This is a genomic window from Pseudomonas marginalis, assembly GCF_024169655.1.
In the GTDB taxonomy this organism is placed as follows: Bacteria; Pseudomonadota; Gammaproteobacteria; order Pseudomonadales; family Pseudomonadaceae; genus Aquipseudomonas; species Aquipseudomonas paraveronii.
This window is the reverse complement of the sequence record NZ_JALJWV010000001.1, coordinates 6,231,199-6,257,896: the sequence shown is the minus strand read 5'-3', so window position 1 is coordinate 6,257,896 and position 26,698 is coordinate 6,231,199. Positions and strand designations below refer to the sequence as shown.

Sequence of the window (26,698 nt, the reverse complement as noted above, 5' to 3'; positions counted from 1 at the left end):
TCATGGATATTAAACGCACGATCCTGATCGTCGCCCTGGCAATCGTGTCCTACGTCATGGTTCTTAAGTGGAACCAGGACTACGGCCAAGCTGCCCTGCCGACTCAGAATGTTGCTGCCAATCAGGCTGCGCCGGCTATTCCGGACACCCCGCTGGGTAACAATGCGTCCGCGAGTGCCGATGTTCCCAGCGCGAATGGCGAGACAAGCGCCCCTGTAGAAACGCCAGTTGTCACCAATAAAGACCTCATCCATGTGAAAACGGATGTGCTCGACCTGGCTATCGATCCACAAGGTGGTGATATCGCGCAGCTGAAACTGCCGCTGTATCCACGTCGCCAAGACCATCCGGATGTTCCGTTCCAGCTGTTCGATAACGGTGGCGAACGCGTTTATCTGGCCCAAAGCGGCCTGACCGGCACCAACGGTCCTGATGCACGTGCTACCGGTCGTCCGGTTTATTCGACCGAACAGAAGACTTATCAACTGGCAGACGGCCAGAACCAGTTGAACGTCGACCTGAAATTCAGCCTCGACGGCGTCAATTACATCAAACGCTTCAGTTTCACCCGTGGTTTGTACGACTTGAAGGTCACTTACCTGATCGACAACGAAAGCAACAAACCGTGGAGCGGCAACCTGTTTGCCCAGCTCAAGCGTGATGGCAGCTCGGATCCTTCTTCCAGCACCGCCACCGGCACCGCGACTTACCTGGGCGCCGCCCTGTGGACAAGTAACGAGCCGTACAAAAAAGTGTCGATGAAAGATATCGACAAGGGCGCGCTGAAAGAAACCGTCCAAGGTGGTTGGGTTGCCTGGTTGCAACACTACTTTGTGACCGCCTGGATTCCGAACAGGGGTGAAGCCAATCTGGTTCAAACCCGCAAGGACAGCCAGGGCAACTACATCATTGGCTTTACTGGCCCGGCGTTGACCGTCGCGCCAGGTGCCAAGGCTGAAACCAGCGCGACCCTGTACGCCGGCCCGAAAAGCCAGGCTGTGCTCAAAGAGTTATCCCCAGGTCTGGAACTGACTGTGGATTACGGCATCCTGTGGTTCATTGCCCAGCCGATCTTCTGGCTGCTGCAACATATCCACAGCATCGTCGGCAACTGGGGCTTCTCGATCATCTTCCTGACGATGCTGATCAAGGGGATCTTCTTCCCACTGTCGGCCGCCAGCTACAAATCGATGGCGCGCATGCGTGCCGTGGCCCCGAAACTGGCCGCACTGAAAGAACAACATGGCGATGACCGGCAGAAAATGTCGCAGGCCATGATGGAGCTGTACAAGAAAGAGAAGATCAACCCGCTGGGTGGATGCTTGCCGATTCTGGTACAGATGCCGGTGTTCCTGTCGCTGTACTGGGTACTCCTGGAAAGCGTGGAAATGCGCCAGGCGCCGTTCATGCTGTGGATAACTGACCTGTCGATCAAAGACCCGTTCTTTATCCTGCCGATCATCATGGGCGCGACCATGTTCATCCAGCAGCGCCTGAACCCGACGCCGCCGGACCCGATGCAGGCCAAGGTGATGAAAATGATGCCAATCATCTTCACCTTCTTCTTCCTGTGGTTCCCGGCTGGTCTGGTGCTGTACTGGGTGGTCAACAACGTGTTGTCGATCTCTCAACAGTGGTACATCACGCGTAAGATCGAAGCGGCTACCAAAAAAGCCGAGGCGTAACTTACTCTGTGGATAACCACTCAAGACGCCCCCTAGTGGGGCGTTTTGCTTTCCGTCACTTTTGTTCTGGAACCTGCTGATGAGCGCTCCTCGTGAAACCATCGCTGCTGTCGCGACCGCACAGGGTCGCGGCGGAGTCGGTATCGTTCGAATTTCCGGGCCGCTCGCCGGCATCGCCGCCAAGGCCATCAGCGGTCGTGAATTGAAGCCGCGCTATGCCCATTACGGCGCGTTTCTGGATGCCGACAACCAGGTGCTGGACGAAGGCCTGGCCCTCTATTTCCCGGGCCCAAATTCCTTTACCGGTGAAGATGTCCTTGAACTGCAGGGCCACGGCGGCCCCGTCGTACTGGATATGTTGCTGCAGCGCTGCCTGCAACTGGGCTGTCGCCTGGCCCGGCCGGGAGAATTCAGCGAGCGTGCATTCCTCAACGACAAACTCGACCTGGCCCAGGCCGAAGCCATTGCCGATTTGATCGAGGCCAGTTCTGCACAGGCGGCGCGCAATGCCTTGCGCTCGCTGCAGGGGGCATTTTCCCTGCGTGTGCATAACCTGACCGAGCAACTGATCAGCCTGCGCATCTATGTGGAGGCGGCGATTGATTTTCCGGAAGAAGAAATCGACTTCCTTGCCGATGGCCATGTGTTGGCGATGCTGGATAAAGTCCGCGACGAGTTATCCACAGTGCTGCGCGAAGCCGGGCAGGGCGCGTTGTTGCGTGACGGCATGACCGTGGTGATTGCCGGGCGCCCCAACGCCGGCAAATCCAGCCTGCTCAATGCCCTGGCGGGCCGTGAGGCGGCGATCGTTACCGAGATTGCCGGCACCACCCGGGATATCCTGCGCGAACATATCCACATCGACGGCATGCCGCTGCACGTCGTCGACACCGCCGGCCTGCGTGACACCGACGACCAAGTGGAAAAGATCGGCGTGGAGCGTGCCCTCAAGGCCATCGGCGAAGCCGACCGCGTGCTGCTGGTGGTAGACGCCACCGCGCCCGAGGCGGTGGACCCGTTCGCCCTGTGGCCGGAATTCCTCGAGCAACGGCCCGACCCGGCCAAAGTCACCTTGATCCGCAACAAGGCCGATCTCACCGGCGAAGCCATTGCCATGGAAACCAGCGCGGATGGCCACGTTACTATCAGCCTGAGCGCCAAGTCGGCCGGGGATGGTCTGGAGTTGCTGCGTGAACACCTCAAAGCCTGCATGGGCTATGAGCAGACCTCGGAAAGTAGTTTCAGTGCCCGTCGCAGGCACCTGGAGGCGCTGCGCCATGCCAGTACGGCGCTGGAGCACGGTCGGGCACAGCTGACCTTGGCGGGCGCCGGTGAGCTGCTGGCTGAGGATTTACGCCAGGCGCAGCAACTGTTGGGCGAGATCACCGGTGCGTTCAGCTCGGATGATCTGCTGGGACGGATCTTTTCCAGCTTCTGTATCGGTAAATAATCCTTCGTTGTCCACAGACAGGCCATTCGTGCCTGTCTGTTTCCGTTATTTCAACCGCTTCCCTCCCATGACCAAGCCATTGGCGGCTTTGCCGTGGGCGCAATTTGCGTTGGTGCGTCTATTTCTGTGGATTAAGCCCTGTGAATAACCGCCCTTGTGCTCGGTTGATAACAGGCCTTGAAACCTGAGCAAAAACCCCTCTGTGGATAACCACCTGTTTAATCCACAGGCTTAGAGCACTTATCCACGCCGCTCATGGGCACATGACCACAGACTTTTGAATCGCTGTACACAACGTAAATTAAGGGCTGTAGAGATCTATCCACAGAAAGTAGGCTCAGTAAAAATAAACATAAAAACAAAGATTTAATATATTTCTCTCTTTTAATTTCTATTGTCTGTGATTCATCCACAGCTGGTTAAATTTTGTGCAAAGGGTTCTTTAGGAAGGGCTAAGTCCCTATACTTGCCGCCAAAGCTCTAAAACCAGCTCAACCAATCAATTCCTAATTACCTACATAAGCAGGCACGAGGTGCGTGGTGGATTTCCCTTCCCGTTTTGAAGTGATCGTCATCGGCGGCGGTCATGCCGGTACCGAGGCAGCACTGGCCTCAGCACGCATGGGCGTAAAAACCCTGTTGCTGACGCACAACGTGGAAACCCTTGGTGCCATGAGTTGCAACCCTGCCATTGGCGGCATCGGCAAAAGCCATCTGGTCAAGGAAATCGACGCCCTTGGCGGCGTCATGGCAATGGCCACCGACAAAGGTGGTATCCAATTTCGTGTGCTGAACAGCCGCAAAGGCCCCGCCGTGCGTGCTACTCGGGCACAAGCCGACCGCATCCTGTACAAGGCGGCGGTACGTGAAACCCTGGAAAACCAGGCGAACCTGTGGATATTTCAACAAGCCGCCGATGACCTGATCGTCGAACAGGACCAGGTACGCGGTGTTGTCACCCAGATGGGCCTGCGTTTCTTCGCAGAATCCGTGGTGTTGACCACCGGTACCTTCCTCGGCGGACTTATCCACATCGGCATGCAGAACTATTCCGGTGGCCGAGCCGGCGATCCGCCGTCGATTGCCCTGGCACAACGCCTGCGCGAACTGCCGCTGCGGGTCGGTCGCCTGAAAACCGGCACGCCGCCGCGAATCGATGGCCGTTCCGTAGATTTCTCGGTGATGACCGAGCAGGCCGGCGATACCCCGATTCCAGTGATGTCGTTCATGGGCTCGAAAGAACAGCACCCGAAACAGGTGAGCTGCTGGATTACCCACACCAACGCCCGTACCCACGAAATCATCGCGGCGAACCTCGACCGTTCGCCGATGTATTCCGGGGTGATCGAAGGTATCGGGCCACGTTATTGCCCGTCGATCGAAGACAAGATCCACCGCTTTGCCGACAAGGAAAGCCACCAGGTCTTCATCGAGCCCGAAGGCTTGACCACTCACGAGCTGTACCCGAACGGGATTTCCACGTCCCTGCCGTTCGACGTGCAAATCCAGATCGTGCAATCGATTCGCGGCATGGAAAACGCGCACATCGTGCGTCCCGGCTACGCCATCGAGTACGACTACTTCGACCCGCGTGACCTGAAATACAGCCTGGAAACCAAGGTGATCGGCGGTCTATTCTTCGCCGGGCAAATCAACGGCACCACCGGTTACGAAGAAGCCGGCGCCCAAGGTTTGCTGGCCGGGACCAACGCCGCGTTGCGCGCACAGGGCAAAGACAGCTGGTGCCCGCGTCGCGATGAAGCGTACATCGGCGTGTTGGTTGACGACCTGATCACCCTGGGCACCCAGGAACCATACCGAATGTTCACATCGCGGGCGGAATACCGTCTGATCCTGCGTGAAGACAACGCCGACCTGCGCCTGACCGAAAAAGGCCGCGAGTTGGGCTTGGTGGATGACGCGCGTTGGGCGGCTTTCTGCAAAAAACGCGAAAGCATCGACCTGGAAGAGCAACGCCTGAAAAGCACCTGGGTTCGCCCGGGCACCGAGCAAGGCGACGCGATCGCCGAAAAATTCGGCACGCCGCTGACCCACGAGTACAACCTGCTGAACCTGCTGTCCCGTCCGGAAATCGATTACGCCGGCCTGGTTGAAGTGACCGGCGGCGGTGCAGACGATCCACAGGTCGCCGAACAGGTCGAAATCAAAACCAAGTACGCCGGTTACATTGATCGCCAGCAGGATGAGATCGCTCGTCTGCGCGCCAGTGAAGACATCAAGCTGCCTGTGGATATCGATTACACCGGGATTTCCGGGCTGTCGAAAGAAATCCAAAGCAAGCTGGGGATAACTCGGCCGGAAACCTTGGGCCAGGCTTCACGTATTCCCGGCGTCACCCCGGCAGCCATTTCGCTGTTGATGATTCATTTGAAAAAACGCGGCGCGGGCCGTCAGTTGGAGCAAAGCGCTTGAGTTCGTTGGTCACCTCGCAACACGCCGAAGAGTTATCCACAGGAGCGCGCCAGTTGGGCGTCGACCTGAGCGCCGCCCAGCATGAGTTGCTGCTGGGCTACCTGGCCCTGTTGATCAAATGGAACAAGGCTTACAACCTCACGGCAGTGCGCGATCCCGACGAAATGGTCTCGCGCCACCTGCTCGACAGCCTGAGCGTGATGCCGTTCATCGAAAACGGCCGCTGGCTCGACGTCGGCAGCGGCGGCGGCATGCCCGGCATTCCCCTGGCCATCCTGTTTCCCGAGTCGCAAGTGACGTGCCTGGACAGTAACGGCAAGAAGACCCGCTTCCTGACTCAGGTCAAACTCGAGCTGAAGCTGGACAACCTGCAAGTTATCCACAGTCGCGTTGAAGCCTTCACGCCGCCGCAGCCTTTCAACGGAATTGTTTCCCGGGCTTTCAGCAGCATGGAGAACTTCAGCAACTGGACCCGCCACTTAGGCGACCGTGACACCCGTTGGCTGGCAATGAAGGGCGTTCATCCAAGCGACGAGCTGCTAGCATTGCCGGCAGACTTCCACCTCGATAGCGAACACGCCTTGGCCGTACCCGGTTGCCAAGGCCAACGCCATCTGCTGATACTGCGCCGCACGGCATGATTGGGAACACAAGCAAGAATGGCTAAGGTATTCGCGATAGCGAACCAGAAAGGTGGCGTGGGTAAAACCACCACCTGCATCAACCTCGCAGCATCCCTGGTCGCGACCAAGCGCCGGGTGCTGTTGATTGATCTCGATCCACAGGGCAACGCCACCATGGGTAGCGGTGTGGATAAACACGGCCTGGAAAACTCGGTCTACGACTTGCTGATTGGCGAGTGCGACCTGGCCCAGGCCATGCACTATTCCGAACACGGCGGTTATCAACTGCTGCCGGCCAACCGCGATTTGACGGCGGCGGAAGTGGTTCTGCTGGAAATGCAGATGAAAGAAAGCCGTCTGCGCAGCGCCTTGGCGCCGATTCGCGAGAATTACGATTACATCTTGATCGACTGCCCGCCGTCGTTGTCGATGCTGACGCTCAATGCACTGGTAGCCGCCGATGGCGTGATCATTCCGATGCAGTGCGAGTATTTCGCCCTCGAAGGCTTGAGCGACCTTGTGGATAACATCAAGCGCATTGCCGAACTGCTCAACCCGAACCTGAAAGTCGAAGGGCTGCTGCGGACCATGTATGACCCGCGCCTGAGCCTGATGAACGATGTGTCGGCGCAGCTCAAGGAACACTTCGGCGATCAGCTTTACGACACCGTGATCCCACGCAACATCCGCCTGGCCGAAGCGCCAAGCTATGGCATGCCCGCGCTGGCTTACGACAAGTCCTCTCGTGGTGCCATTGCCTACTTGGCATTGGCCGGCGAGATGGTTCGTCGTCAACGCCGCAACTCCCGTACCACTGCAGCCCAGCCAACTTAAGGAAACCCCATGGCCGTCAAGAAACGAGGTCTCGGACGTGGACTGGATGCACTGCTGAGTGGTCCGACTGTCACGACCCTTGAAGAACAAGCGGTACAGGCCGACGAGCGCGAGCTGCAGCATCTGCCGCTGGACCTGATCCAGCGCGGCAAATACCAGCCCCGCCGGGACATGGACCCCCAGGCGCTGGAAGAACTGGCCAATTCGATCAAGGCCCAGGGTGTGATGCAGCCGATCGTGGTACGCCCGATTGGCGGCGGCCGCTTTGAAATCATCGCCGGCGAACGTCGCTGGCGCGCGAGCCAACAGGCTGGCAAGGAAACCATCCCGGCGATGGTGCGCGATGTGTCGGATGAAACCGCCATCGCCATGGCGTTGATCGAGAACATTCAGCGCGAAGACCTCAATCCGATCGAAGAAGCGATCGCCTTGCAGCGTTTGCAGCAGGAATTCCAGCTGACCCAGCAACAAGTGGCCGATGCGGTGGGTAAATCCCGCGTGACCGTGTCTAACCTGCTGCGCCTGATCGCACTGCCGGAAGTCATCAAGACGATGCTTTCCCATGGCGACCTGGAAATGGGGCATGCGCGTGCTTTGCTCGGTTTACCGGAAAATCAACAGGTTGAAGGGGCGCGACACGTTGTCGCACGAGGCCTCACCGTTCGTCAGACCGAGGCCCTGGTTCGGCAGTGGCTCAGTGGCAAACCTGCACCGGTCGAAACGGCCAAACCTGATCCGGATATTGCCCGTCTCGAACAGCGCCTGGCCGAGCGCCTGGGCTCTGCGGTGCAGATTCGGCATGGTAAGAAAGGCAAAGGCCAATTGGTCATCGGCTATAACTCGCTCGATGAGCTTCAGGGCGTGCTTGCCCACATCCGCTGAAACATTTGCTTATGTAGCGCGTGATCGGAAATCACTACCTACCAGTTGAATAGGGGCAGAACCGCCCCTATACTCTGCGCGCATTTTGTCGGCACAAATTATGCCAAGTTATTGATTTCCGGCAGCCGACCATTGAGGAGCAAGAGTGGTGGAAACCCGCACGCCAAACACGTCGTCGTTCCATCGCTTGGCGGTTTTCCCGGTGTTAATGGCGCAATTTGTCATTTTGCTGATCGCCGCACTGGCGCTTTGGTATTGGCATGGCGTCGTAGCCGGGTACTCTGGACTCTGCGGAGGCCTGATAGCCTTGCTGCCCAATATGTATTTTGCTCATAGGGCCTTTCGGTTTTCCGGCGCCCGAGCAGCCCAGGCTATCGTCCGGTCCTTTTATGCCGGCGAGGCGGGGAAATTGATTTTGACGGCAGTGCTGTTTGCGCTGACCTTTGCAGGTGTGAAGCCATTGGCGCCGCTGGCTGTATTCGGCGTCTTCGTGTTGACCCAACTGGTCAACTGGTTCGCTCCCCTGCTAATGAAAACAAGACTTTCGAAACCTTAGGGCGTTTGAGGCAACCATGGCAGAAACAACCGCTTCGGGCTATATCCAGCACCACTTGCAGAACCTGACCTTCGGTCAGCTTCCCAACGGCGGCTGGGGCTTCGCCCACACCGCAGCAGAAGCCAAAGAAATGGGCTTCTGGGCTTTCCACCTGGATACTCTGGGCTGGTCGGTCGCATTGGGTCTGATCTTCGTCCTGATTTTCCGCATGGCGGCAAAGAAGGCGACTTCCGGTCAACCAGGTGCCCTGCAGAACTTCGTTGAAGTATTGGTCGAATTCGTCGATGGCAGCGTGAAAGACAGCTTCCATGGCCGTAGCCCGGTGATTGCACCGCTGGCACTGACCATCTTCGTCTGGGTGTTCCTGATGAACGCCGTCGACCTGATTCCGGTCGACTGGATTCCTCAGTTGGCCATCCTGATCACTGGCGATCACCACATTCCATTCCGTGCGGTGTCCACCACTGACCCTAACGCCACCCTGGGCATGGCCCTGTCGGTGTTCGCGTTGATCATTTTCTACAGCATCAAGGTCAAGGGCATCGGCGGCTTCATCGGCGAACTGACCCTGCACCCGTTCGGCAGCAAGAACATCTTCGTTCAAGCCCTGCTGATCCCGGTGAACTTCCTGCTGGAATTCGTGACCCTGGTTGCCAAGCCGATCTCCCTGGCCTTGCGACTGTTCGGCAACATGTATGCCGGCGAGCTGGTGTTCATTCTGATCGCTGTGATGTTCGGCAGCGGTCTGCTCTGGCTTAGCGGCCTGGGCATTGTTCTGCAGTGGGCGTGGGCTGTGTTCCACATCCTGATCATCACCCTGCAGGCGTTTATCTTCATGATGCTGACCATCGTCTACCTGTCGATGGCGCACGAAGAGAACCATTAAGACCAGTCTCGACTAGTCTGATGTCCTTCCCGGTAAAACGGGAAGGTGGCCTGAAAGGGCTATGAAACGATTTGTTTTACCGCTTTAAAATCTAAAAAACCTAAACCATACGACGTAAAAGTCGGGAGGAAAGATGGAAACTGTAGTTGGTCTAACCGCTATCGCTGTTGCACTGTTGATCGGCCTGGGCGCCCTGGGTACTGCCATTGGTTTCGGCCTGCTTGGCGGCAAATTCCTGGAAGGCGCAGCGCGTCAGCCAGAAATGGTCCCAATGCTGCAAGTTAAAATGTTCATCGTCGCCGGCCTGCTCGACGCCGTGACCATGATCGGCGTTGGTATCGCTCTGTTCTTCACCTTCGCGAACCCCTTCGTTGGTCAACTCGCTGGCTAATCACTCGAATTTTCGAGTTGATTGGGGTGATGGACAACGAATGAGCGAGGTGTTGGCGTGAACATTAATGCAACCCTGATTGGCCAATCCGTTGCGTTCTTCATTTTTGTAGTGTTTTGCATGAAGTTCGTGTGGCCTCCGGTCATCGCGGCTTTGCACGAACGTCAGAAGAAGATCGCGGATGGTTTGGACGCTGCCAGCCGTGCAGCTCGCGACCTGGAGTTGGCCCAAGAGAAAGTGGGTCATCAACTGCGCGATGCTAAAGCACAGGCAGCTGAAATCATTGAGCAAGCCAAGAAGCGCGGCAACCAGATCGTCGAAGAGGCTGTTGAAAAAGCCCGCGTCGAAGCTGACCGTGTGAAGGCTTCGGCTCATGCCGAGATCGAACAGGAACTGAACGGCGTCAAAGACGCGCTGCGTGCCCAATTGGGTGCTCTGGCGGTCGGCGGTGCCGAGAAGATCCTCGGTGCCACAATCGATCAAAACGCGCACGCGGAGCTGGTTAATAAACTGGCTGCTGAAATTTAAGCGAGGGCGATCATGGCAGAACTGACCACGTTGGCCCGACCTTACGCTAAGGCAGCCTTCGAGCACGCCCAGGCCCACCAGCAGCTGGCCTCTTGGTCAGCCATGCTCGGCCTGGCTGCAGCAGTGTCACAAGACGACACCATGCAGCGCGTGCTCAAGGCCCCGCGCCTGACGAGCGCAGACAAGGCCGCCACGTTTATTGACGTGTGCGGCGACAAGTTCGATGTGAAAGTGCAGAACTTCATCCACGTCGTTGCCGAAAACGACCGTCTCCCGCTTCTGCCGGAGATTGCCGCTCTGTTCGACCTGTACAAGGCCGAGCAAGAGAAGTCGGTAGACGTTGAAGTGACCAGTGCTTTTGCATTGAACCAAGAACAGCAAGACAAACTCGCCAAGGTTCTCAGTGCACGACTCGACCGGGAAGTGCGCCTGCAAGTTGCGGAAGACAAATCCCTCATTGGGGGCATTGTCATTCGCGCCGGCGACCTGGTTATCGATGGCTCGGTTCGCGGCAAACTCGCGAGCCTTGCCGAAGCATTGAAATCTTGAGTTTGAAGGGGCAGCAGAGCAATGCAGCAACTCAATCCTTCCGAAATAAGTGAAATTATCAAGGGCCGCATCGACAAGCTCGATGTGACCTCCCAAGCCCGTAACGAAGGCACTGTCGTCAGCGTATCTGACGGCATCGTGCGGATTCACGGTCTGGCCGACGTCATGTACGGCGAGATGATCGAGTTTCCGGGCGGCGTCTACGGTATGGCCCTCAACCTGGAGCAAGACTCCGTAGGTGCCGTTGTATTGGGCGCGTACACCAGTCTGGCTGAAGGCATGAGCGCCAAGTGCACCGGCCGCATCCTGGAGGTTCCGGTTGGTAAGGAACTGCTGGGTCGCGTAGTCGACGCACTGGGTAACCCAGTTGACGGCAAAGGTCCGCTGAACAACACCGAGACCGATGCGGTCGAGAAAGTTGCTCCAGGCGTGATCTGGCGTAAGTCGGTAGACCAGCCTGTACAGACTGGCTACAAGGCTGTCGATGCCATGATCCCAGTCGGCCGTGGCCAGCGTGAGCTGATCATCGGTGACCGTCAGATCGGTAAAACCGCTCTGGCGATCGACGCGATCATCAACCAGAAGAACAGCGGCATTTACTGCGTCTACGTAGCGATCGGTCAGAAACAATCGACCATCGCCAACGTGGTTCGCAAACTGGAAGAAAACGGCGCCCTGGCCAACACGATCATCGTGGCTGCCAGTGCTTCGGAATCTCCTGCGCTGCAATTCCTGGCACCGTACTCCGGTTGCACCATGGGCGAATTCTTCCGCGACCGCGGTGAAGACGCGCTGATCGTTTATGACGATCTGTCCAAGCAAGCAGTGGCTTACCGCCAGATTTCCCTGCTGCTGCGCCGTCCACCAGGCCGTGAAGCCTACCCAGGCGACGTGTTCTATCTCCACTCCCGTCTGCTGGAACGCGCATCCCGCGTTTCGGAAGAATACGTAGAGAAGTTCACCAACGGCGCAGTGACCGGCAAAACCGGTTCCCTGACCGCACTGCCGATCATCGAAACCCAGGCTGGCGACGTTTCCGCGTTCGTTCCGACCAACGTGATTTCCATCACCGACGGTCAGATCTTCCTGGAATCGGCCATGTTCAACTCGGGCATCCGCCCTGCAGTGAACGCCGGTGTTTCGGTATCCCGTGTGGGTGGTGCCGCTCAGACCAAGATCATCAAGAAGCTCTCCGGTGGTATCCGTACCGCTCTGGCTCAGTACCGTGAACTGGCGGCATTCGCCCAGTTCGCTTCTGACCTGGACGAAGCGACCCGTAAGCAACTTGAGCATGGTCAGCGCGTTACCGAGCTGATGAAGCAGAAGCAATACGCCCCAATGTCGATCGCTGACATGGCGTTGTCGCTGTATGCCGCTGAGCGTGGGTTCCTGACCGACGTTGAAATCGCCAAGGTCGGCAGCTTTGAACAAGCGCTGATTGCTTACTTCAACCGCGATCACGCCGAATTGATGGCGAAGATCAACGTGAAGGGTGACTTCAATGACGATATCGACGCTGGCATGAAAGCCGGTATCGAGAAGTTCAAGGCCACCCAAACCTGGTAAGCCGCAGCGGGAGCCGCAAGGCTCCCGCTTGCTAACCTGATAGGTGTTACATGGCAGGCGCAAAAGAGATTCGCAGTAAGATTGCGAGCATCAAAAGCACGCAAAAAATTACCAGCGCCATGGAAAAAGTGGCGGTCAGCAAAATGCGCAAGGCACAAATGCGCATGTCGGCTAGCCGTCCTTATGCGGAGCGTATCCGCCAGGTAATTGGGCATCTGGCCAACGCCAACCCGGAATACCGCCACCCGTTCATGATCGACCGCGAAGTTAAGCGTGTGGGTTATGTGGTTGTGAGCAGTGACCGTGGTTTGTGCGGTGGTTTGAATACCAACCTGTTCAAGGCCCTGGTCAAGGACATGGCGGTAAACCGCGAAAACGGCGTCGAGATCGATCTGTGTGTAGTTGGTAGCAAGGGTGCGGCCTTTTTCCGCAGCTTCGGCGGTAACGTCGTTGCAGCTATCAGCCACCTGGGTGAAGAGCCGTCGATCAATGATTTGATCGGCAGTGTGAAGGTGATGCTGGATGCGTACCTGGAAGGTCGGATTGATCGACTGTCCGTGGTATCCAACAAGTTCATCAACACCATGACCCAGCAGCCAACCGTGGAGCAATTGATTCCACTGGTGGCGACTCCGGATCAGGAACTCAAGCACCACTGGGACTACCTCTACGAACCAGACGCCAAAGAGCTGCTTGACGGCTTGATGGTGCGCTACGTGGAGTCGCAGGTGTACCAGGCGGTGGTCGAGAACAACGCAGCTGAACAAGCGGCGCGGATGATCGCGATGAAAAACGCTACCGATAACGCCGGTGATCTGATCAGCGATTTGCAGCTGATCTACAACAAGGCGCGTCAGGCTGCGATCACCCAAGAGATCTCGGAAATCGTCGGCGGCGCTGCCGCGGTTTAACGGTTCAAATATTCAGAGGATCCAGCTATGAGTAGCGGACGTATCGTTCAAATCATCGGCGCCGTTATCGACGTGGAATTTCCACGCGACAGCGTACCGAGCATCTACAACGCTTTGAAAGTACAAAGCGATGCAGGCACCACTCTGGAAGTTCAGCAGCAGCTGGGCGACGGCGTGGTTCGTACCATTGCAATGGGTTCCACCGAGGGCTTGAAGCGCGGTCTGGGTGTTCTGGACACTGGCGCTGCCATCTCCGTACCGGTCGGTAAAGCGACCCTGGGCCGGATCATGGACGTTCTGGGTAACCCGATTGACGAAGCTGGCCCGATCGACACCGAAGAGCGCTGGGGCATTCACCGTCCAGCACCTTCGTTCGCGGAACAAGCTGGCGGCAACGACCTGCTGGAAACCGGCATCAAGGTTATCGACCTGGTTTGCCCGTTCGCCAAGGGCGGTAAAGTCGGTCTGTTCGGTGGTGCCGGTGTAGGCAAGACCGTAAACATGATGGAACTGATCCGTAACATCGCCATCGAGCACAGCGGTTATTCCGTGTTCGCCGGTGTGGGTGAGCGTACTCGTGAGGGTAACGACTTCTACCACGAGATGAAGGACTCCAACGTTCTGGACAAAGTGGCACTGGTTTACGGTCAGATGAACGAGCCGCCGGGAAACCGTCTGCGCGTAGCTCTGACTGGCCTGACCATGGCCGAGAAGTTCCGTGACGAAGGTAACGACGTTCTGCTGTTCGTCGACAACATCTATCGTTACACCCTGGCCGGTACTGAAGTATCCGCACTGCTGGGCCGTATGCCTTCGGCAGTAGGTTACCAGCCGACCCTGGCTGAAGAGATGGGCGTTCTGCAAGAACGTATCACTTCGACCAAGGAAGGTTCGATCACTTCGATCCAAGCGGTATACGTACCTGCGGATGACTTGACCGACCCGTCGCCAGCGACCACCTTCGCCCACTTGGACGCCACCGTCGTTCTGTCCCGTGACATCGCTTCCCTGGGTATCTACCCAGCGGTCGATCCACTCGACTCGACTTCGCGCCAACTGGACCCGAACGTGATCGGCCAGGAGCACTACGACACCGCTCGCGGCGTTCAGTACGTGCTGCAGCGTTACAAAGAACTGAAGGACATCATTGCGATCCTGGGTATGGACGAGCTGTCGGAAACCGACAAGCAGTTGGTATCCCGCGCTCGTAAGATCCAGCGCTTCTTGTCGCAGCCGTTCTTCGTGGCTGAAGTCTTCACCGGTGCCTCGGGTAAATACGTTTCCCTGAAAGACACCATTGCTGGCTTCAAAGGCATCCTCAACGGTGACTACGACCACCTGCCAGAACAAGCGTTCTACATGGTCGGCGGCATCGAAGAAGCGATCGAGAAAGCCAAGAAACTGTAATCCCGGCGCCCGGCAACGGGCGCTCATCAGGTTGAGGCAATCAGATGGCTATGACAGTCCATTGCGATATCGTCAGCGCGGAAGGGCAAATCTTCTCCGGTCTGGTAGAAATGGTGATTGCACACGGCGAACTCGGTGACCTGGGTATTGCCATGGGCCACGCGCCGTTGATCACCAGTTTGAAGCCAGGTCCGATCACTCTGACCAAGCAAGGCGGGGACCGGGAGGTGTTTTACATCTCCGGTGGTTACCTCGAGGTTCAGCCGAACATGGTCAAGGTACTTGCCGACACCGTGCAACGTGCTGCTGACCTGGATGAAGCCTCCGCTCAGGCAGCCGTCAAGGCCGCCGAGAAGGCCCTGAACGAAAAAGGCGCAGATTTCGACTACGGTTCTGCTGCCGCTCGTCTGGCCGAGGCCGCAGCTCAGCTGCGTACCGTCCAGCAGATCCGCAAGAAGTTTGGCGGCTAAGCCGTTAAGCCTCATGCGTGATTGATTAAAAAGGGTAGCCTCGGCTACCCTTTTTCTTTTTTTGCAAAACACTTCTCTGGTCTGAAGCCGGACCGCCCAGGATTGGTAGCCATTCATGTCTCTAGAAATCGTCATTCTCGCCGCAGGCCAGGGCACCCGCATGCGCTCGGCCTTGCCCAAGGTGCTGCATCCGGTGGCCGGTAACTCTATGCTTGGCCATGTTATCCACAGCGCCCGGCAACTGGCCCCGCAACGCATCCACGTCGTCATCGGCCACGGTGCCGATGTGGTGCGTGAGCGCTTGGCCGCGGAAGACCTGAATTTCGTATTGCAAGACAAGCAACTGGGCACCGGCCACGCAACCGCCCAAGCCGTGCCGTTCATCAAAGCCGACACGGTGCTGATCCTCTACGGCGACGTGCCCCTGATCGAAGTGGAAACCCTGCAACGCCTGCTCAAGCACGTCGTGCCTGGCCAGATGGGCCTGCTCACCGTCGAACTCGATGACCCTACCGGCTACGGCCGCATCGTGCGCGACGCCGACGGCAAGGTCGCGGCCATCGTCGAGCACAAAGATGCCAGCGACGCCCTGCGCGCCATCACCGAAGGCAACACCGGGATTCTTGCGGTACCGGCCAATCGCCTGGCGGACTGGATGAGCCGTCTGTCCAACAACAACGCCCAGGGCGAGTACTACCTGACCGACGTGATCGAAATGGCCGTCAACGATGGCTTGCTGGTCGCCACCGAACAGCCCCACGACCCGATGGAAGTGCAGGGCGCCAACGACCGCAAGCAATTGGCCGAACTGGAGCGCCACTACCAACTGCGCGAAGGCCGCCGCCTGATGGCCCAGGGCGTGACCCTGCGCGACCCGGCGCGCTTTGATGTACGTGGTGAAGTCACCGTGGGCCGCGACGTGCTGATCGACATCAACGTGATTCTTGAAGGTCGCGTGATCATTGAAGACGATGTGGTGATTGGCCCGAACTGCGTGATCAAGGACAGCACCTTGCGCAAGGGTGTGGTGATCAAGGCTAACAGCCATCTCGACGGTGCGGTGATGGGTGAGGGCAGCGATGCCGGTCCGTTTGCACGGTTGCGTCCGGGCAGCGTGTTGGAAGCCAAAGCCCATGTGGGTAACTTTGTCGAATTGAAAAACGCCCATCTGGGCGAAGGCGCCAAGGCCGGCCACCTGACGTACCTGGGCGATGCGGTGATTGGCGCGCGGACCAACGTCGGCGCCGGCACCATCACCTGCAACTACGATGGCGCCAACAAATACCAGACCACTATTGGTGAAGACGTATTCATCGGCTCCAACAATTCGCTGATTGCCCCAGTGACTATTGGCGATGGCTCGAACACCGCTGCCGGCTCAACCATCAATCAGGATGTGGATAAGTCCCAACTAGCCGTAGCCCGCGCCCGCCAGCGCAACATCGACGGTTGGAAACGCCCGGTCAAAATCAAAAAGAGCTGAGTTATCCACAGTCTCACTGACAGCAAAACTCCAATGTGGGAGGGGGCTTGCCCCCGATGGCGACGGTCCAGTCAAAGCACTTAATGACTGACACACTGCTATCGGGGGCAAGCCCCCTCCCATATTCGGTGTGCGTTGTTTGAAAAAATGCTGCTTGACGAACTTTCGCCTATAGGTTTCTATTGCCTTCGTTATCTTTCGAAACGAAACTTATAATCACCATGTCGAAACGAAATACACCCCAAAGACGCCACAACATCCTGACCTTGCTCAATGAACGGGGCGAAGTCAGCGTGGACGAATTGGCCAAGCGTTTCGAAACCTCGGAAGTCACCATCCGCAAGGACCTGGCCGCCCTCGAAAGCAACGGCCTGTTGTTACGCCGTTACGGTGGCGCGATCACCATGCCCCAGGAACTCGTCGGCGACCCCGCCCAGCCCATCTCGGCCTACAAGCGCGCCATCGCGCGTGCCGCCGTGATGCGCCTGCGCGAGCACGCCCGCATCATCATCGACAGCGGCAGCACCACCGCCGCCATGATCCCCGAACTGGGCCACCAGCCCGGCCTGGTGGTGATGACCAACTCCCTGCACGTGGCCCGCGCCTTGAGCGAGCTGGAACACGAGCCGGTGCTGCTGATGACCGGTGGCACCTGGGACCCGCATTCGGACTCGTTCCAGGGCCAGGTTGCCGAGCAGGTGCTGCGTTCCTACGACTTTGATCAACTGTTCATCGGCGCCGACGGCATCGATCTGCAGCGCGGCACCACCACGTTCAACGAACTGCTGGGCCTGAGCCGCGTGATGGCCGAGGTCGCCCGTGAAGTGGTGGTGATGGTCGAATCCGACAAGATCGGCCGCAAGATTCCCAACCTGGAACTGCCCTGGAGCAGCGTCCATACCCTGATCACCGATGATCGCCTGCCGCATGAGGCCCGCGACCAGATCCAAGCCCGCGGCATTACGCTGATATGCGCGGCAATCATCTAGGAGAAACACCATGTGTGGCATTGTTGGCGCAGTCGCTGAACGTAACATCACCCCTATCCTGATCGAAGGCCTCAAACGCCTGGAATACCGCGGCTATGACAGCGCCGGTGTGGCGGTCTTCACCAACGCCGGCAAGCTCGAGCGCCTGCGTCGTCCGGGTAAGGTCAGCGAGTTGGACCAAGCCCTGGCCGGCGAACCGCTGGTCGGCCGCCTGGGCATCGCCCACACCCGTTGGGCCACCCACGGTGCGCCGTGCGAACGTAACGCCCACCCGCACTTCTCCGGCGACGTGGCCGTGGTACACAACGGCATCATCGAAAACCACGAAGTGCTGCGTGAACAGTTGAAGGGCCTGGGTTACGTGTTCACCTCGGACACCGACACCGAAGTCATCGCCCACCTGCTCAACCACAAGCTCAAGGACTACAGCGACCTGACCACCGCCCTCAAGGCCACGGTCAAGGAACTGCACGGCGCCTACGGCCTGGCCGTGATCTGCGCGAGCCAACCCGACCGCGTCGTTGCCGCACGCAGTGGCAGCCCGTTGGTGATCGGCCTGGGCCTGGGGGAAAACTTCCTCGCCTCCGACCAACTGGCCCTGCGCCAGGTCACCGACCGCTTCATGTACCTGGAAGAAGGCGATATTGCCGACATCCGCCGTGACAGCGTGGCGATCTGGGACGTAAACGGCAATTCCGTCGAGCGCGAAGCCGTGCAATACCGCGACGGCGCCGAAGCGGCCGACAAGGGCGCGTTCCGCCACTTCATGCTCAAGGAAATCCACGAGCAACCGGCCGTGGTGCAACGCACCCTGGAAGGTCGCCTTGGCGACAAGCAAGTACTGGTCAACGCCTTCGGTCCGCAAGCCGCTGAGCTGTTCGCCAAGGTGCGCAACGTCCAGATCGTGGCCTGCGGCACCAGCTACCACGCCGGGATGGTTGCGCGTTACTGGCTGGAAGAACTGGCCGGTATTCCGTGCCAGGTCGAAGTCGCCAGCGAGTTCCGTTACCGCAAGGTGGTGGTGCAGCCCGACAGCCTATTCGTGACCATCTCCCAGTCCGGTGAAACTGCCGACACCCTGGCCGCCCTGCGCAACGCCAAAGAGCTCGGCTTCCTCGCCAGCCTGGCGATCTGCAACGTCAGCATCAGCTCCCTGGTGCGTGAGTCCGACCTGACCCTGCTGACCCAGGCCGGTCGCGAAATCGGTGTCGCCTCTACCAAAGCCTTCACCACCCAACTGGTCGGCCTGCTGCTGCTGACCCTGTCCCTGGGCCAAGTGCGCGGCACCCTGGCCCCCGGCGTCGAAGCCACCCTGGTGGAAGAACTGCGCCGCCTGCCGACCCGCCTCGGCGAAGCGCTGGCGATGGACAGCACCGTAGAAAAAGTCGCCGAGCTGTTCGCCGACAAGAACCACACCCTGTTCCTCGGCCGTGGTGCGCAATACCCGGTGGCGATGGAAGGCGCCCTCAAGCTCAAGGAAATTTCGTACATCCACGCCGAAGCCTACCCGGCCGGCGAGCTGAAACACGGCCCATTGGCCCTGGTGGATGACGACATGCCAGTGGTCACCGTCGCGCCGAACAACGAACTGCTGGAGAAGCTCAAGTCCAACCTGCAGGAAGTGCGCGCCCGTGGCGGCCAATTGATCGTCTTCGCCGACGAGAAAGCCGGCATGGTCAACGGCGAAGGCACCTACGTCATCAACATGCCGCACATCCACGACACCCTGTCGCCGATCCTCTACACCCTCCCGCTGCAATTGCTGTCGTACTACGTCGCCGTGCTCAAGGGCACCGACGTTGACCAGCCGCGCAACCTGGCGAAGTCGGTGACGGTGGAGTAATACGGCAAGCGCCTGGAGGCCCGCTTGGTTTTAGAGAATTAAAGCTGTCGCAGGAGCCGGTGAGACCTCACATAACGGCTCTTGCTAAGCGTTCCATCACCCATAAGCTCCCACGTTTGTTGGCGCTGCCCCTGGATTGACCCAGCTGCCGACGCAAGACTGCACCATCTCCAAACCTGCAAAATCCAGCACAGACAATGATTCACGAGGAGTCAGGCTGGGGCAGTGAAATCTCGGCAACTGGGTCACCTCGGCATCGGCGCCGACACACATGGACCTCTTCACGAGTTTTCGCGATTCTTGCGGTCGCACGCCCGTTGTCTTCCCGTACACAGAAGATCGGTGATTTGGCTCTGAAACGTTTTCGACCGAGAGTCGGTGAAAACGTCAGAGAGAGGAGCACAGCCTACTAATTCAACAGCATTTGCTTGGCAAATACTCGTCACGGCTAGGGTCTTTCAGACCGCAGCGTTGTTCGGTTGCTTTGGCGAAACGACGAAGCATTTCGATCGCCCCGTAACGTGCTTCTTTCGACAAATCGCAGGCCAGGTTGCGAGCTTCACTCACCAAATCCGAGCGAATACTCTCATAGAGGGTCGCGCCTTCTGGCGTCACGGTGATCGCCAAGGCGCGGCCGTCAGTTGCGTCGGGTACACGGCGAACGAGCCCTTGTTTGGCAAGTGAATCAACCAGCCGGCTGGCGTTGCTCTTATCGAGAAAAAGCTCGCTGGCCAGCGATTGAACGCGAACAGGCCCAGCCTTTATCACATGCTCAAGCGCGTAGCATTGAGTGACGGATAGACCTTCGCAGCAGCTGCGATCTCTGTCACGAAACTGGTACACGCGAACCAAATGACTCAGCGCTTCATAGAGCTGTTCGGCATCCTGGTCGATCTGATCGTTCTTTGGCATAGCACTCGGCTCGCAATTCCGGGAAAACGCTAATAACACCTTAGCAGTCGTAGCGACACATATTTTTGGGCATAACGGCCAGAAAAATTGTTCCAAAATATTGGTTGCGAGGCGCAACGTATTTTGCGATTGTGAATTAGAGACAAGGTTCACGGACCTTTCAGAGGCGGTTCCGGTAATGCTTGGAGGTACATGGATGTTGGTAGAAGCGCTTAGGACGAAAACAGGCTCCCGGTTACGGAACCTATGGAGCAGCGTTTCCATTCCTCTCCCTGTCGCGATGCTACTGGGTGCAATACTGATCCCCCTTCTTGCCGGCACAAGCAGCGGTGACGTATTCCAATCGCTGAGCAAAGGATTCGGAAACAATCTCGGCTATTTCGCCATCGTGATCCTGAGCGCGTTTTTCATTGCTGGCTGGATCTCGACGCAGGGAAGCGCTTCCTTCGGAAAATTCGGTATCTCTCTGTCACCCCTGCTGGGTGCTGGGATGGTATGCCCCGATACAGCTTATGCCTCTCTTGCTCCCATTGCGGGGCAACACAGGAAGTACATTGCGATCGGCTGCTACTCGGGGTTCAAGCTTCTGATGCCCGCTGGCCCGCTGATCATTGGGATCGGGTTGGGGGCCAATACTCATGATCCGAAATTTCTGTATTTAGGGCTGCTGCTTACAGTCGTTACCTGGGTGGCCGGGACGATCTGGACTTACTGGACGACACGCTCAGACTTTTCATCCCCAAGCGATTTTACTGACTCAGCCGCGCCTCAGGACTCCATTATCAGAGTCATTCTCCCTCTGGCTGTATTTTTCGTGCTCCTGATCACCGGCTACGTCATTCCCAAAAACCAGCACTCCGTAATCGAGTTCTTCACTACTCCCGCAGGGGCGCTGATCGCCACATCGCTGTTGATCGCAGTTAGCTGCAAACCTGGTGAGGTTCAAGATCTGCTGTCCAAAGCGATGCGTAGAACCAGCTCGCTATTGTTTACGATCGGCTGTGCGTCTGCGTTGGGCCAAGCCCTCGGTCTGGTGCTTCCCAAGGACCTGATTCAGCAGGCATTCAGCGCATCGGGTAGCACCACACACATTTTGGTTGGGGTATTCCTACTGGCAGCGGTATTCAAAACTCTGAATGGTTCTTCGCTTGCGACCTTTGCTGCCATCCCTCCTGTTCTTTCTCCGATCCTGGCGTCCAGCGGAGTGGATTTGATGAGCGTCACGTTCGCCGTGTGCCTGGGATCCTTCGTCGCCATTCTCCCTAACGACAGCTATTACTGGCTGGTCAAATCGGACGCTTTCCCCGAATACAGTACCGGCAGGTATATGCGCTTGGTGACTGCCGGTTCAGTTCTACAAGCATTGATAGGTCTGGCAGTTCTTCTGCTGATCTCGCTTTAACTTCGAACTCCTACAAAACCATCAGTGACTCCAGTCACCGAATCGTCGTGCCTGAGCTCAAGGAGAAAGAGAATGAAGTACCTGGTCGCAAGTACATTCGAAGGGGGGTATCAACCGCTCAACGCGATATCTGCTACAACAGCTCTACTCGATGCAGATATCGACGCGCAGCTGATCGATATCTACGTTGAGGGGCTTTCCCTAGAGAGATTCAGCGATGCAGATTTGGTCTTCATCTGCGTACCGCTTTTTGACTCTCTGACTGCGGGAACGCAGTTGGCCAAGCAGCTTAAAGAGGCGAAGCCCTCCCAGAAAATTTGCTTCTTCGGTCAATACGCGACCATCAATGCAAAAAGCCTGGCCTCCAAATACGGTGACTATGCGATCGCCGGCGAGTGGGAAAAACCCATTGTCAGCTTGGCTAAACACCTGAGTGGCGAACAGGAACAAGATCTGCGCGGAGTGATCGATCGGACTCGCGGCCTTTCCAGTGAGATTGTGGTGCCTCAGTTGATCCGTGACGGGTTCCGCCTGCCGCGCAGGGACTTGGCACCGCCTCTACACAAATACCCGCAACCTCAGCTGGAGAAGCTGCTCGGCGAAAAGAAAGTTGTGGGTGGAGTCGAAGGGTCACGCGGATGTCACCACAAGTGTTCCTACTGTTCCGTGTATGCAGCCTACGACGGCAAGGTGCTTTTGGTCTCCGACGATCGTGTAGAGCGCGACGTGGCGAACCTCGTCGCACAGGGAATGACTCACCTCACCTTCACGGATGCCGATTTTTTTAATGCCAAGAAGCACGGTTTGAAAATCATCCGGACTCTGCATTCGCAATTCCCCGACCTCACGTACGACTTCACCACTCGCGTGGATCATATTCTGGAGAACAAAGACGCCATCAAGGAAATGGGGCAGCTCGGGCTTGCTTTCATCACCACCGCGTTGGAGTTCCCCAAGCAGGAAGTTCTCGATCAGGTCTTCAAGGAAATGAACGTGCCCATGATCGAGGAGGCGTTGGCGTTCCTGAAGGAGGCCGGCGTCAAGGTTAATCCGACCTTCATCACGTTCAACCCTTGGGTGAGCCTTGAGGACATGGCCGAGCTGCACGATTTCATTGCTCGCAACGAGTTGGAGAACATCGTCGACCCCATCCAGTTTGAGACTCGGCTGCATCTCTATAAAGGCACACCGTTGCTTAACAACGACACGGTGAAGGAGTTGCAGTTGGAGGAGCACGAATTTCACTTCGACTGGCAGCATTCGGACTCTCGCCTGGACAAGCTCTTCATGGACTCGGTCACACCGCCGGAAGAGGGTGTGTTCAAACGCTGCTGCCTGAAATGCTAAGGAGATAAAAGATGTCGTCACTTACTTTGTTGCAGGCAGCTCTCAGGCTGGCCAACCAAACTGATGGTCTCCAGGTGCCGGGCTATATTGCATGGCGTGCGCATAACGAGTCATTAAACCGAACGCTGAAGGATCGCAAGAACACGCTTTTCATTTGCTCTGCGAACCGAAATGAAGAACTCGCCACCCAGTTAGGGCAGGGTCAGGGCAAAGTGTTCAGCCCGAACATGCATGATGCCGACGCGACCTTGTTCGCGAACATTTATTGGGAAGGCTTCAACGCTGAGCCCGAGTTTGGCCGAATCGCGCAATCGCTCTATGAGCGACTGCAACGTCATGGCCGACTGTTATTCCCGGCGATTCTGTCTGATGAGGAAGCCGTTTCTCTCCGTACCTTTACTGTGGAAGGTTTGGAGTGCAAGCACTCGCTAACTGAGTCTGCTATTGCCGAGCAGCTCTGCGAGGCGGGCTTCCATGGAATCACCTATGAGCTCGCTTCCGAGGTGCCTGTCTCCATTCAGGACGGCATTGAGTTCCGACTGTTCACCGTGAGCGCGTACAAGGGTAAGGCCGGCGTGTGCCTCGACCAGGGGCATGCCGTTATCTACAAAGGCCCCTGGAAACATACCGTCGACGACGACGGCCATACCTACCAGCGCGGCGTCCGTACAGCGGTGTGCGAAAAGACCTTCAATCTGCTGATGTCCGCGCCTTACCAAGGCCAATTCATCCCAGTGCGTTGCTATGTCGAGCCAGCCTTGGACAAGAGCGGCTTCTTCGACTGCAACACGCCTTCAGTTCGAGATCCCAAGGTCACCAAAGGGCTTGTGCCCATCGCAGGCTCTGCCGAGGAATCGTGCTGCGCTGATGGTACTTCGTGCTGCTAATCCGGAGATGTGAGTAATGACTTCTGCAATTGAAAACACAATCATCGCCGACTACAACGAGGCGTTGAGCAACGGCAACGTTGTCCTTGAATCGCAACTCACTGAGAGCTGCTGCAGCGACGCTTATGGTGCCCAGTACCTGAAAAACATTCCGAAGCGAATCATCGAGGCCAACTTCGGGTGCGGTAACCCGACCAAGTATGTGCGTGAGGGTGATGTCGTCCTGGACTTGGGGTCAGGGGCTGGTCTGAATTGTTATGTAGCTGCCCAAATCGCCGGCAGTAAGGGTGCAGTCTTTGGTATCGACATCAATCCAAGCATGTTGCAGATCGCTCGTGAAGAAGCGAATGCCTTTCAGAAAGCGACGGATGGCGCACCATTGCGCTTCTACAAGGCATCCGCGAGCAACCTGAAAGTCGATCAGGAGCTCGCCGAAGAGCGTCTGCGTTCGGAACCTTGTGCTGATTGGGCATCGTGGAAAAACTTCGAACAGTTCATCAGCGATAGCTCCGAGTCCAAGCCTCTTATCGACAGCCAGTCTGTCGATCTGGTGATCTCTAACTGCGTGATCAATCTGGTTGGCGAGACCGAAAAGCAGAATGTTTTCGCCGAAATTTTTCGGGTACTGAAACCAGGCGGACGCTTTGCAATTTCTGACAACGTTTCAGATATCGCCATTCCTGATGAGTTGAAACGAGACACTAAGCTGTGGTCGGCCTGCTACTCCGGCGTGCTTCAAGAACAGGACTTCTACAAGCAGCTTCAAGAAGTCGGTCTGACGGGAATAAAGATTGAGGCGAGGAACGACGCCTCAACCAAGCGAATAGGCTCTGTCCGGTTCTACTCCGTCACTGTTACTGGTACCAAGCCTGAAGTTCAGAGCGGGAAGACTGTGACGGTGATCTACCGAGGGCCTGGGCTTGAACTCACCGGTGATAGCGGCAGGGTTTACAAGCGCGGTGTGCCTACGGAGCTGGCCGCAGGAGATGCCTACCTTTCCGCAGACGATGCGCTGTATGTCGTGGAAGGGAGTCAGCCCGTCAAGCCCAAGTCCTGCTGCTCGTAACAGCGTCTGCGGCTACGAGCCAGCTCAGTAGCCGCTACCCCTCAAATCTCTCCTCATAGGCCTATCCAATGAGTACTTCACGGAAGATCTTGGCTGAGTTTCTCGGTACAGCAGTTCTGCTGTGCACCGTAGTTGGTTCTGGAGTCATGGGTCAGCGCCTGGCGAACGGTAACGATGCGCTAGCGCTTCTTGCCAATGCGCTGGCAACTGGCGCGAGCTTGTATGTACTGATCGTGTGCTTCTCCACTTTTTCCGGTGCGCACTTCAACCCGGTGGTCTCTGTAGTCGATTATTTGCGCGGAGGACTGAGCAGTAAGCAACTGGGCCCCTACGTGGCGGCTCAAACAACGGGTGCAATCTTCGGGGTATTCGCTGCGCATTTCATGTTCGAGCTGCCTGTGATCGAGTTCTCCCATCACATTCGCACAGGGCCGTCGCAGTGGTTCAGTGAGTACCTGGCAACGTCGGGATTGGTGCTGACAATTCTGCTGTGCGATAAATATCACAAAGCAAAAGTGCCTCAGGTGGTTGCCGCGTATGTTGTCGCAGCCTACTGGTTCACGTCCTCTACGAGCTTTGCGAATCCGGCGGTGACGATTGCTCGCGGATTCACCGATACATTCTCGGGGATACGGATATCAGACGTACCGCCATTCATCATTGCGCAGTTTTTCGGTGGGCTGACGGCGCTGTTCCTGGCGAAGGTTCTCGGTGGTAAAGAGGTCGTAGTGGATATCCCGCAGCCTGGTCTCCACGAGCAGAAGCTACCAATTCAGTGAACGGTGCTCTCTACGGTTCGTGGATGTGGTGAGCCCGTCTGAGGCAAAGTTCACGGTTCTATCGCGACATTCTGAAGGGCTGGGCCTAGGTGGTTCAGCCCTTCAAACGCGGTTCTTTAAGGGGCAGCAAGGAAAGACATGAATTATAAAGTGAGGGTTGCTACACCCGCTGATGCCTCTGACATCCAGGCTATCTATGCGCCGATGGTTTTGGACACGGTCATTTCGTTTGAGCTGACGCCACCGACTGTCGATGAGATGGCAGCACGAATAGCCGCAACACTGCCAACGTATCCCTATCTGGTAGCAGAGATGGACGGCAAGGTCGTTGGATACGCTTATGCCAGCCAGCATCGAGCCAGGGAAGCCTATCGTTGGTCGGTGGATGTCACCGTGTATGTCGACCCGTCAGTGCACCGAAAAGGGGTTGGTCGTGCCCTTTATCAGCAGCTTCTACCAGTCCTAGAGAAACAGGGGTTTCATGCAGCCTATGCCGGCATCGCCTTACCCAATGCGGGAAGCATAGGTATTCATGAAGCGCTAGGCTTCACCCACATCGGCACCTACCCTGAGGTTGGGTACAAATACGGCCAATGGCATAGCGTGGGTTACTGGCGCAAACCACTTGGTACGGTGACGCCGCCAACAGAAATCATTCCCTTCAGCGACTTAAAGGGAGAGTAGAAACGCAGGTTCAACTCTCTGCCTCAGCGCCTTCCTCGTCGATGACTCTTGGTCCGGCGGCTGACCAGCCGTCGGTGCTGACAAAACTACGTGAAAGCCGCGTCGTTACTGGCTGAGACAGTTTTAATTCTCTAT

At 57.2% G+C, this 26,698-nt stretch carries 25 protein-coding genes; 24 read left to right on the top strand and 1 reads right to left on the bottom strand.

Annotation, left to right across the window (positions count from 1 at the left end; translation table 11 throughout):
• Nucleotides 1-2: 2 nt before the first annotated feature.
• The 18 genes from yidC (at nt 3) to glmS (ending at nt 19,486) form a co-directional block, all read left to right on the top strand.
• Complete coding sequence (gene yidC, locus J2Y83_RS28955; RefSeq protein WP_253400233.1) at nt 3-1,685, top strand: membrane protein insertase YidC; 1,683 nt, start codon at nt 3-5, stop codon at nt 1,683-1,685.
• A 79-nt stretch (nt 1,686-1,764) separates the two neighbouring features.
• Nucleotides 1,765-3,135: a tRNA uridine-5-carboxymethylaminomethyl(34) synthesis GTPase MnmE gene (gene mnmE, locus J2Y83_RS28950; RefSeq protein WP_247396740.1), complete on the top strand. Its 1,371-nt coding sequence runs from the start codon at nt 1,765-1,767 to the stop codon at nt 3,133-3,135.
• 540 nt (nt 3,136-3,675) lie between these two features.
• Nucleotides 3,676-5,568, top strand: a complete 1,893-nt coding sequence (mnmG, locus tag J2Y83_RS28945; protein WP_247396738.1) for a tRNA uridine-5-carboxymethylaminomethyl(34) synthesis enzyme MnmG — start codon at nt 3,676-3,678, stop codon at nt 5,566-5,568.
• Nucleotides 5,565-6,209, top strand: a complete 645-nt coding sequence (gene rsmG, locus J2Y83_RS28940; RefSeq protein ID WP_253400232.1) for a 16S rRNA (guanine(527)-N(7))-methyltransferase RsmG — start codon at nt 5,565-5,567, stop codon at nt 6,207-6,209. The genes mnmG and rsmG overlap by 4 nt, the downstream gene beginning before the upstream one ends.
• A gap of 18 nt (nt 6,210-6,227) precedes the next feature.
• On the top strand, nt 6,228-7,025 hold the full coding sequence (locus tag J2Y83_RS28935; protein ID WP_247396734.1) for a ParA family protein: 798 nt from the start codon (nt 6,228-6,230) through the stop codon (nt 7,023-7,025).
• Nucleotides 7,026-7,034: 9 nt separating this feature from the next.
• Nucleotides 7,035-7,907: a ParB/RepB/Spo0J family partition protein gene (locus J2Y83_RS28930; protein ID WP_253400231.1), complete on the top strand. Its 873-nt coding sequence runs from the start codon at nt 7,035-7,037 to the stop codon at nt 7,905-7,907.
• Between the two features lie 148 nt (nt 7,908-8,055).
• Nucleotides 8,056-8,463, top strand: coding sequence for a F0F1 ATP synthase subunit I (locus tag J2Y83_RS28925; RefSeq protein WP_247396726.1), 408 nt, complete (start codon nt 8,056-8,058; stop codon nt 8,461-8,463).
• Nucleotides 8,464-8,479: 16 nt separating this feature from the next.
• Nucleotides 8,480-9,349, top strand: a complete 870-nt coding sequence (atpB, locus tag J2Y83_RS28920; protein WP_053258795.1) for a F0F1 ATP synthase subunit A — start codon at nt 8,480-8,482, stop codon at nt 9,347-9,349.
• Nucleotides 9,350-9,482: 133 nt separating this feature from the next.
• Nucleotides 9,483-9,740 carry a F0F1 ATP synthase subunit C gene (gene atpE / locus J2Y83_RS28915; RefSeq protein WP_002555987.1) on the top strand — a complete coding sequence of 86 codons (258 nt, stop codon included), beginning with the start codon at nt 9,483-9,485 and terminating at the stop codon, nt 9,738-9,740.
• A 57-nt stretch (nt 9,741-9,797) separates the two neighbouring features.
• Nucleotides 9,798-10,268, top strand: coding sequence for a F0F1 ATP synthase subunit B (locus J2Y83_RS28910; RefSeq protein ID WP_015886647.1), 471 nt, complete (start codon nt 9,798-9,800; stop codon nt 10,266-10,268).
• A 12-nt stretch (nt 10,269-10,280) separates the two neighbouring features.
• Nucleotides 10,281-10,817, top strand: a complete 537-nt coding sequence (locus J2Y83_RS28905; RefSeq protein ID WP_247396723.1) for a F0F1 ATP synthase subunit delta — start codon at nt 10,281-10,283, stop codon at nt 10,815-10,817.
• A 21-nt stretch (nt 10,818-10,838) separates the two neighbouring features.
• Nucleotides 10,839-12,383: a F0F1 ATP synthase subunit alpha gene (gene atpA, locus J2Y83_RS28900; protein WP_010565869.1), complete on the top strand. Its 1,545-nt coding sequence runs from the start codon at nt 10,839-10,841 to the stop codon at nt 12,381-12,383.
• A 50-nt stretch (nt 12,384-12,433) separates the two neighbouring features.
• Nucleotides 12,434-13,294, top strand: coding sequence for a F0F1 ATP synthase subunit gamma (atpG, locus tag J2Y83_RS28895; RefSeq protein WP_253400230.1), 861 nt, complete (start codon nt 12,434-12,436; stop codon nt 13,292-13,294).
• A 27-nt stretch (nt 13,295-13,321) separates the two neighbouring features.
• The gene (gene atpD, locus J2Y83_RS28890; RefSeq protein ID WP_010565871.1) at nt 13,322-14,701 is read left to right on the top strand and encodes a F0F1 ATP synthase subunit beta; all 1,380 of its coding nucleotides are present in this window, start codon (nt 13,322-13,324) and stop codon (nt 14,699-14,701) included.
• 44 nt (nt 14,702-14,745) lie between these two features.
• Complete coding sequence (locus J2Y83_RS28885) at nt 14,746-15,171, top strand: F0F1 ATP synthase subunit epsilon (RefSeq protein ID WP_017848931.1); 426 nt, start codon at nt 14,746-14,748, stop codon at nt 15,169-15,171.
• A gap of 115 nt (nt 15,172-15,286) precedes the next feature.
• Entirely contained in the window at nt 15,287-16,654 is a 1,368-nt protein-coding gene (glmU, locus tag J2Y83_RS28880; protein WP_253400229.1) for a bifunctional UDP-N-acetylglucosamine diphosphorylase/glucosamine-1-phosphate N-acetyltransferase GlmU, read from the top strand.
• 221 nt (nt 16,655-16,875) lie between these two features.
• Complete coding sequence (locus J2Y83_RS28875; protein ID WP_253400228.1) at nt 16,876-17,643, top strand: DeoR/GlpR family DNA-binding transcription regulator; 768 nt, start codon at nt 16,876-16,878, stop codon at nt 17,641-17,643.
• A gap of 10 nt (nt 17,644-17,653) precedes the next feature.
• A complete protein-coding gene (gene glmS / locus J2Y83_RS28870) occupies nt 17,654-19,486 on the top strand; it encodes a glutamine--fructose-6-phosphate transaminase (isomerizing) (RefSeq protein WP_247408019.1) in 1,833 nt (610 codons plus the stop codon).
• Between the two features lie 414 nt (nt 19,487-19,900).
• On the opposite strand, the gene J2Y83_RS28865 is transcribed toward glmS, so the two are convergent.
• Nucleotides 19,901-20,398 (bottom strand): MarR family winged helix-turn-helix transcriptional regulator, encoded by a 498-nt coding sequence (locus tag J2Y83_RS28865; RefSeq protein ID WP_253400227.1) that lies wholly within the window; start codon nt 20,396-20,398, stop codon nt 19,901-19,903.
• A 196-nt stretch (nt 20,399-20,594) separates the two neighbouring features.
• Here J2Y83_RS28865 and arsQ point away from each other — a divergent pair, with 196 nt between their 5' ends.
• The 6 genes from arsQ to J2Y83_RS28835 all read left to right on the top strand — a co-directional run bounded on the left by arsQ (nt 20,595) and on the right by J2Y83_RS28835 (nt 26,563).
• The gene (arsQ, locus tag J2Y83_RS28860; protein WP_253400226.1) at nt 20,595-21,800 is read left to right on the top strand and encodes an arsinothricin export permease ArsQ; all 1,206 of its coding nucleotides are present in this window, start codon (nt 20,595-20,597) and stop codon (nt 21,798-21,800) included.
• A 72-nt stretch (nt 21,801-21,872) separates the two neighbouring features.
• Nucleotides 21,873-23,147 carry an arsinothricin biosynthesis radical SAM protein ArsL gene (gene arsL, locus J2Y83_RS28855; protein ID WP_253400225.1) on the top strand — a complete coding sequence of 425 codons (1,275 nt, stop codon included), beginning with the start codon at nt 21,873-21,875 and terminating at the stop codon, nt 23,145-23,147.
• 11 nt (nt 23,148-23,158) lie between these two features.
• On the top strand, nt 23,159-24,034 hold the full coding sequence (locus J2Y83_RS28850; protein ID WP_253400224.1) for a methyltransferase type 11: 876 nt from the start codon (nt 23,159-23,161) through the stop codon (nt 24,032-24,034).
• Nucleotides 24,035-24,050: 16 nt separating this feature from the next.
• Nucleotides 24,051-25,100 carry an arsinothricin biosynthesis methyltransferase ArsM gene (gene arsM, locus J2Y83_RS28845; RefSeq protein ID WP_253400223.1) on the top strand — a complete coding sequence of 350 codons (1,050 nt, stop codon included), beginning with the start codon at nt 24,051-24,053 and terminating at the stop codon, nt 25,098-25,100.
• Between the two features lie 68 nt (nt 25,101-25,168).
• The gene (locus tag J2Y83_RS28840; protein WP_301295070.1) at nt 25,169-25,879 is read left to right on the top strand and encodes an aquaporin; all 711 of its coding nucleotides are present in this window, start codon (nt 25,169-25,171) and stop codon (nt 25,877-25,879) included.
• A 138-nt stretch (nt 25,880-26,017) separates the two neighbouring features.
• On the top strand, nt 26,018-26,563 hold the full coding sequence (locus tag J2Y83_RS28835; RefSeq protein ID WP_253400221.1) for an arsinothricin resistance N-acetyltransferase ArsN1 family B: 546 nt from the start codon (nt 26,018-26,020) through the stop codon (nt 26,561-26,563).
• Nucleotides 26,564-26,698: the final 135 nt, after the last annotated feature.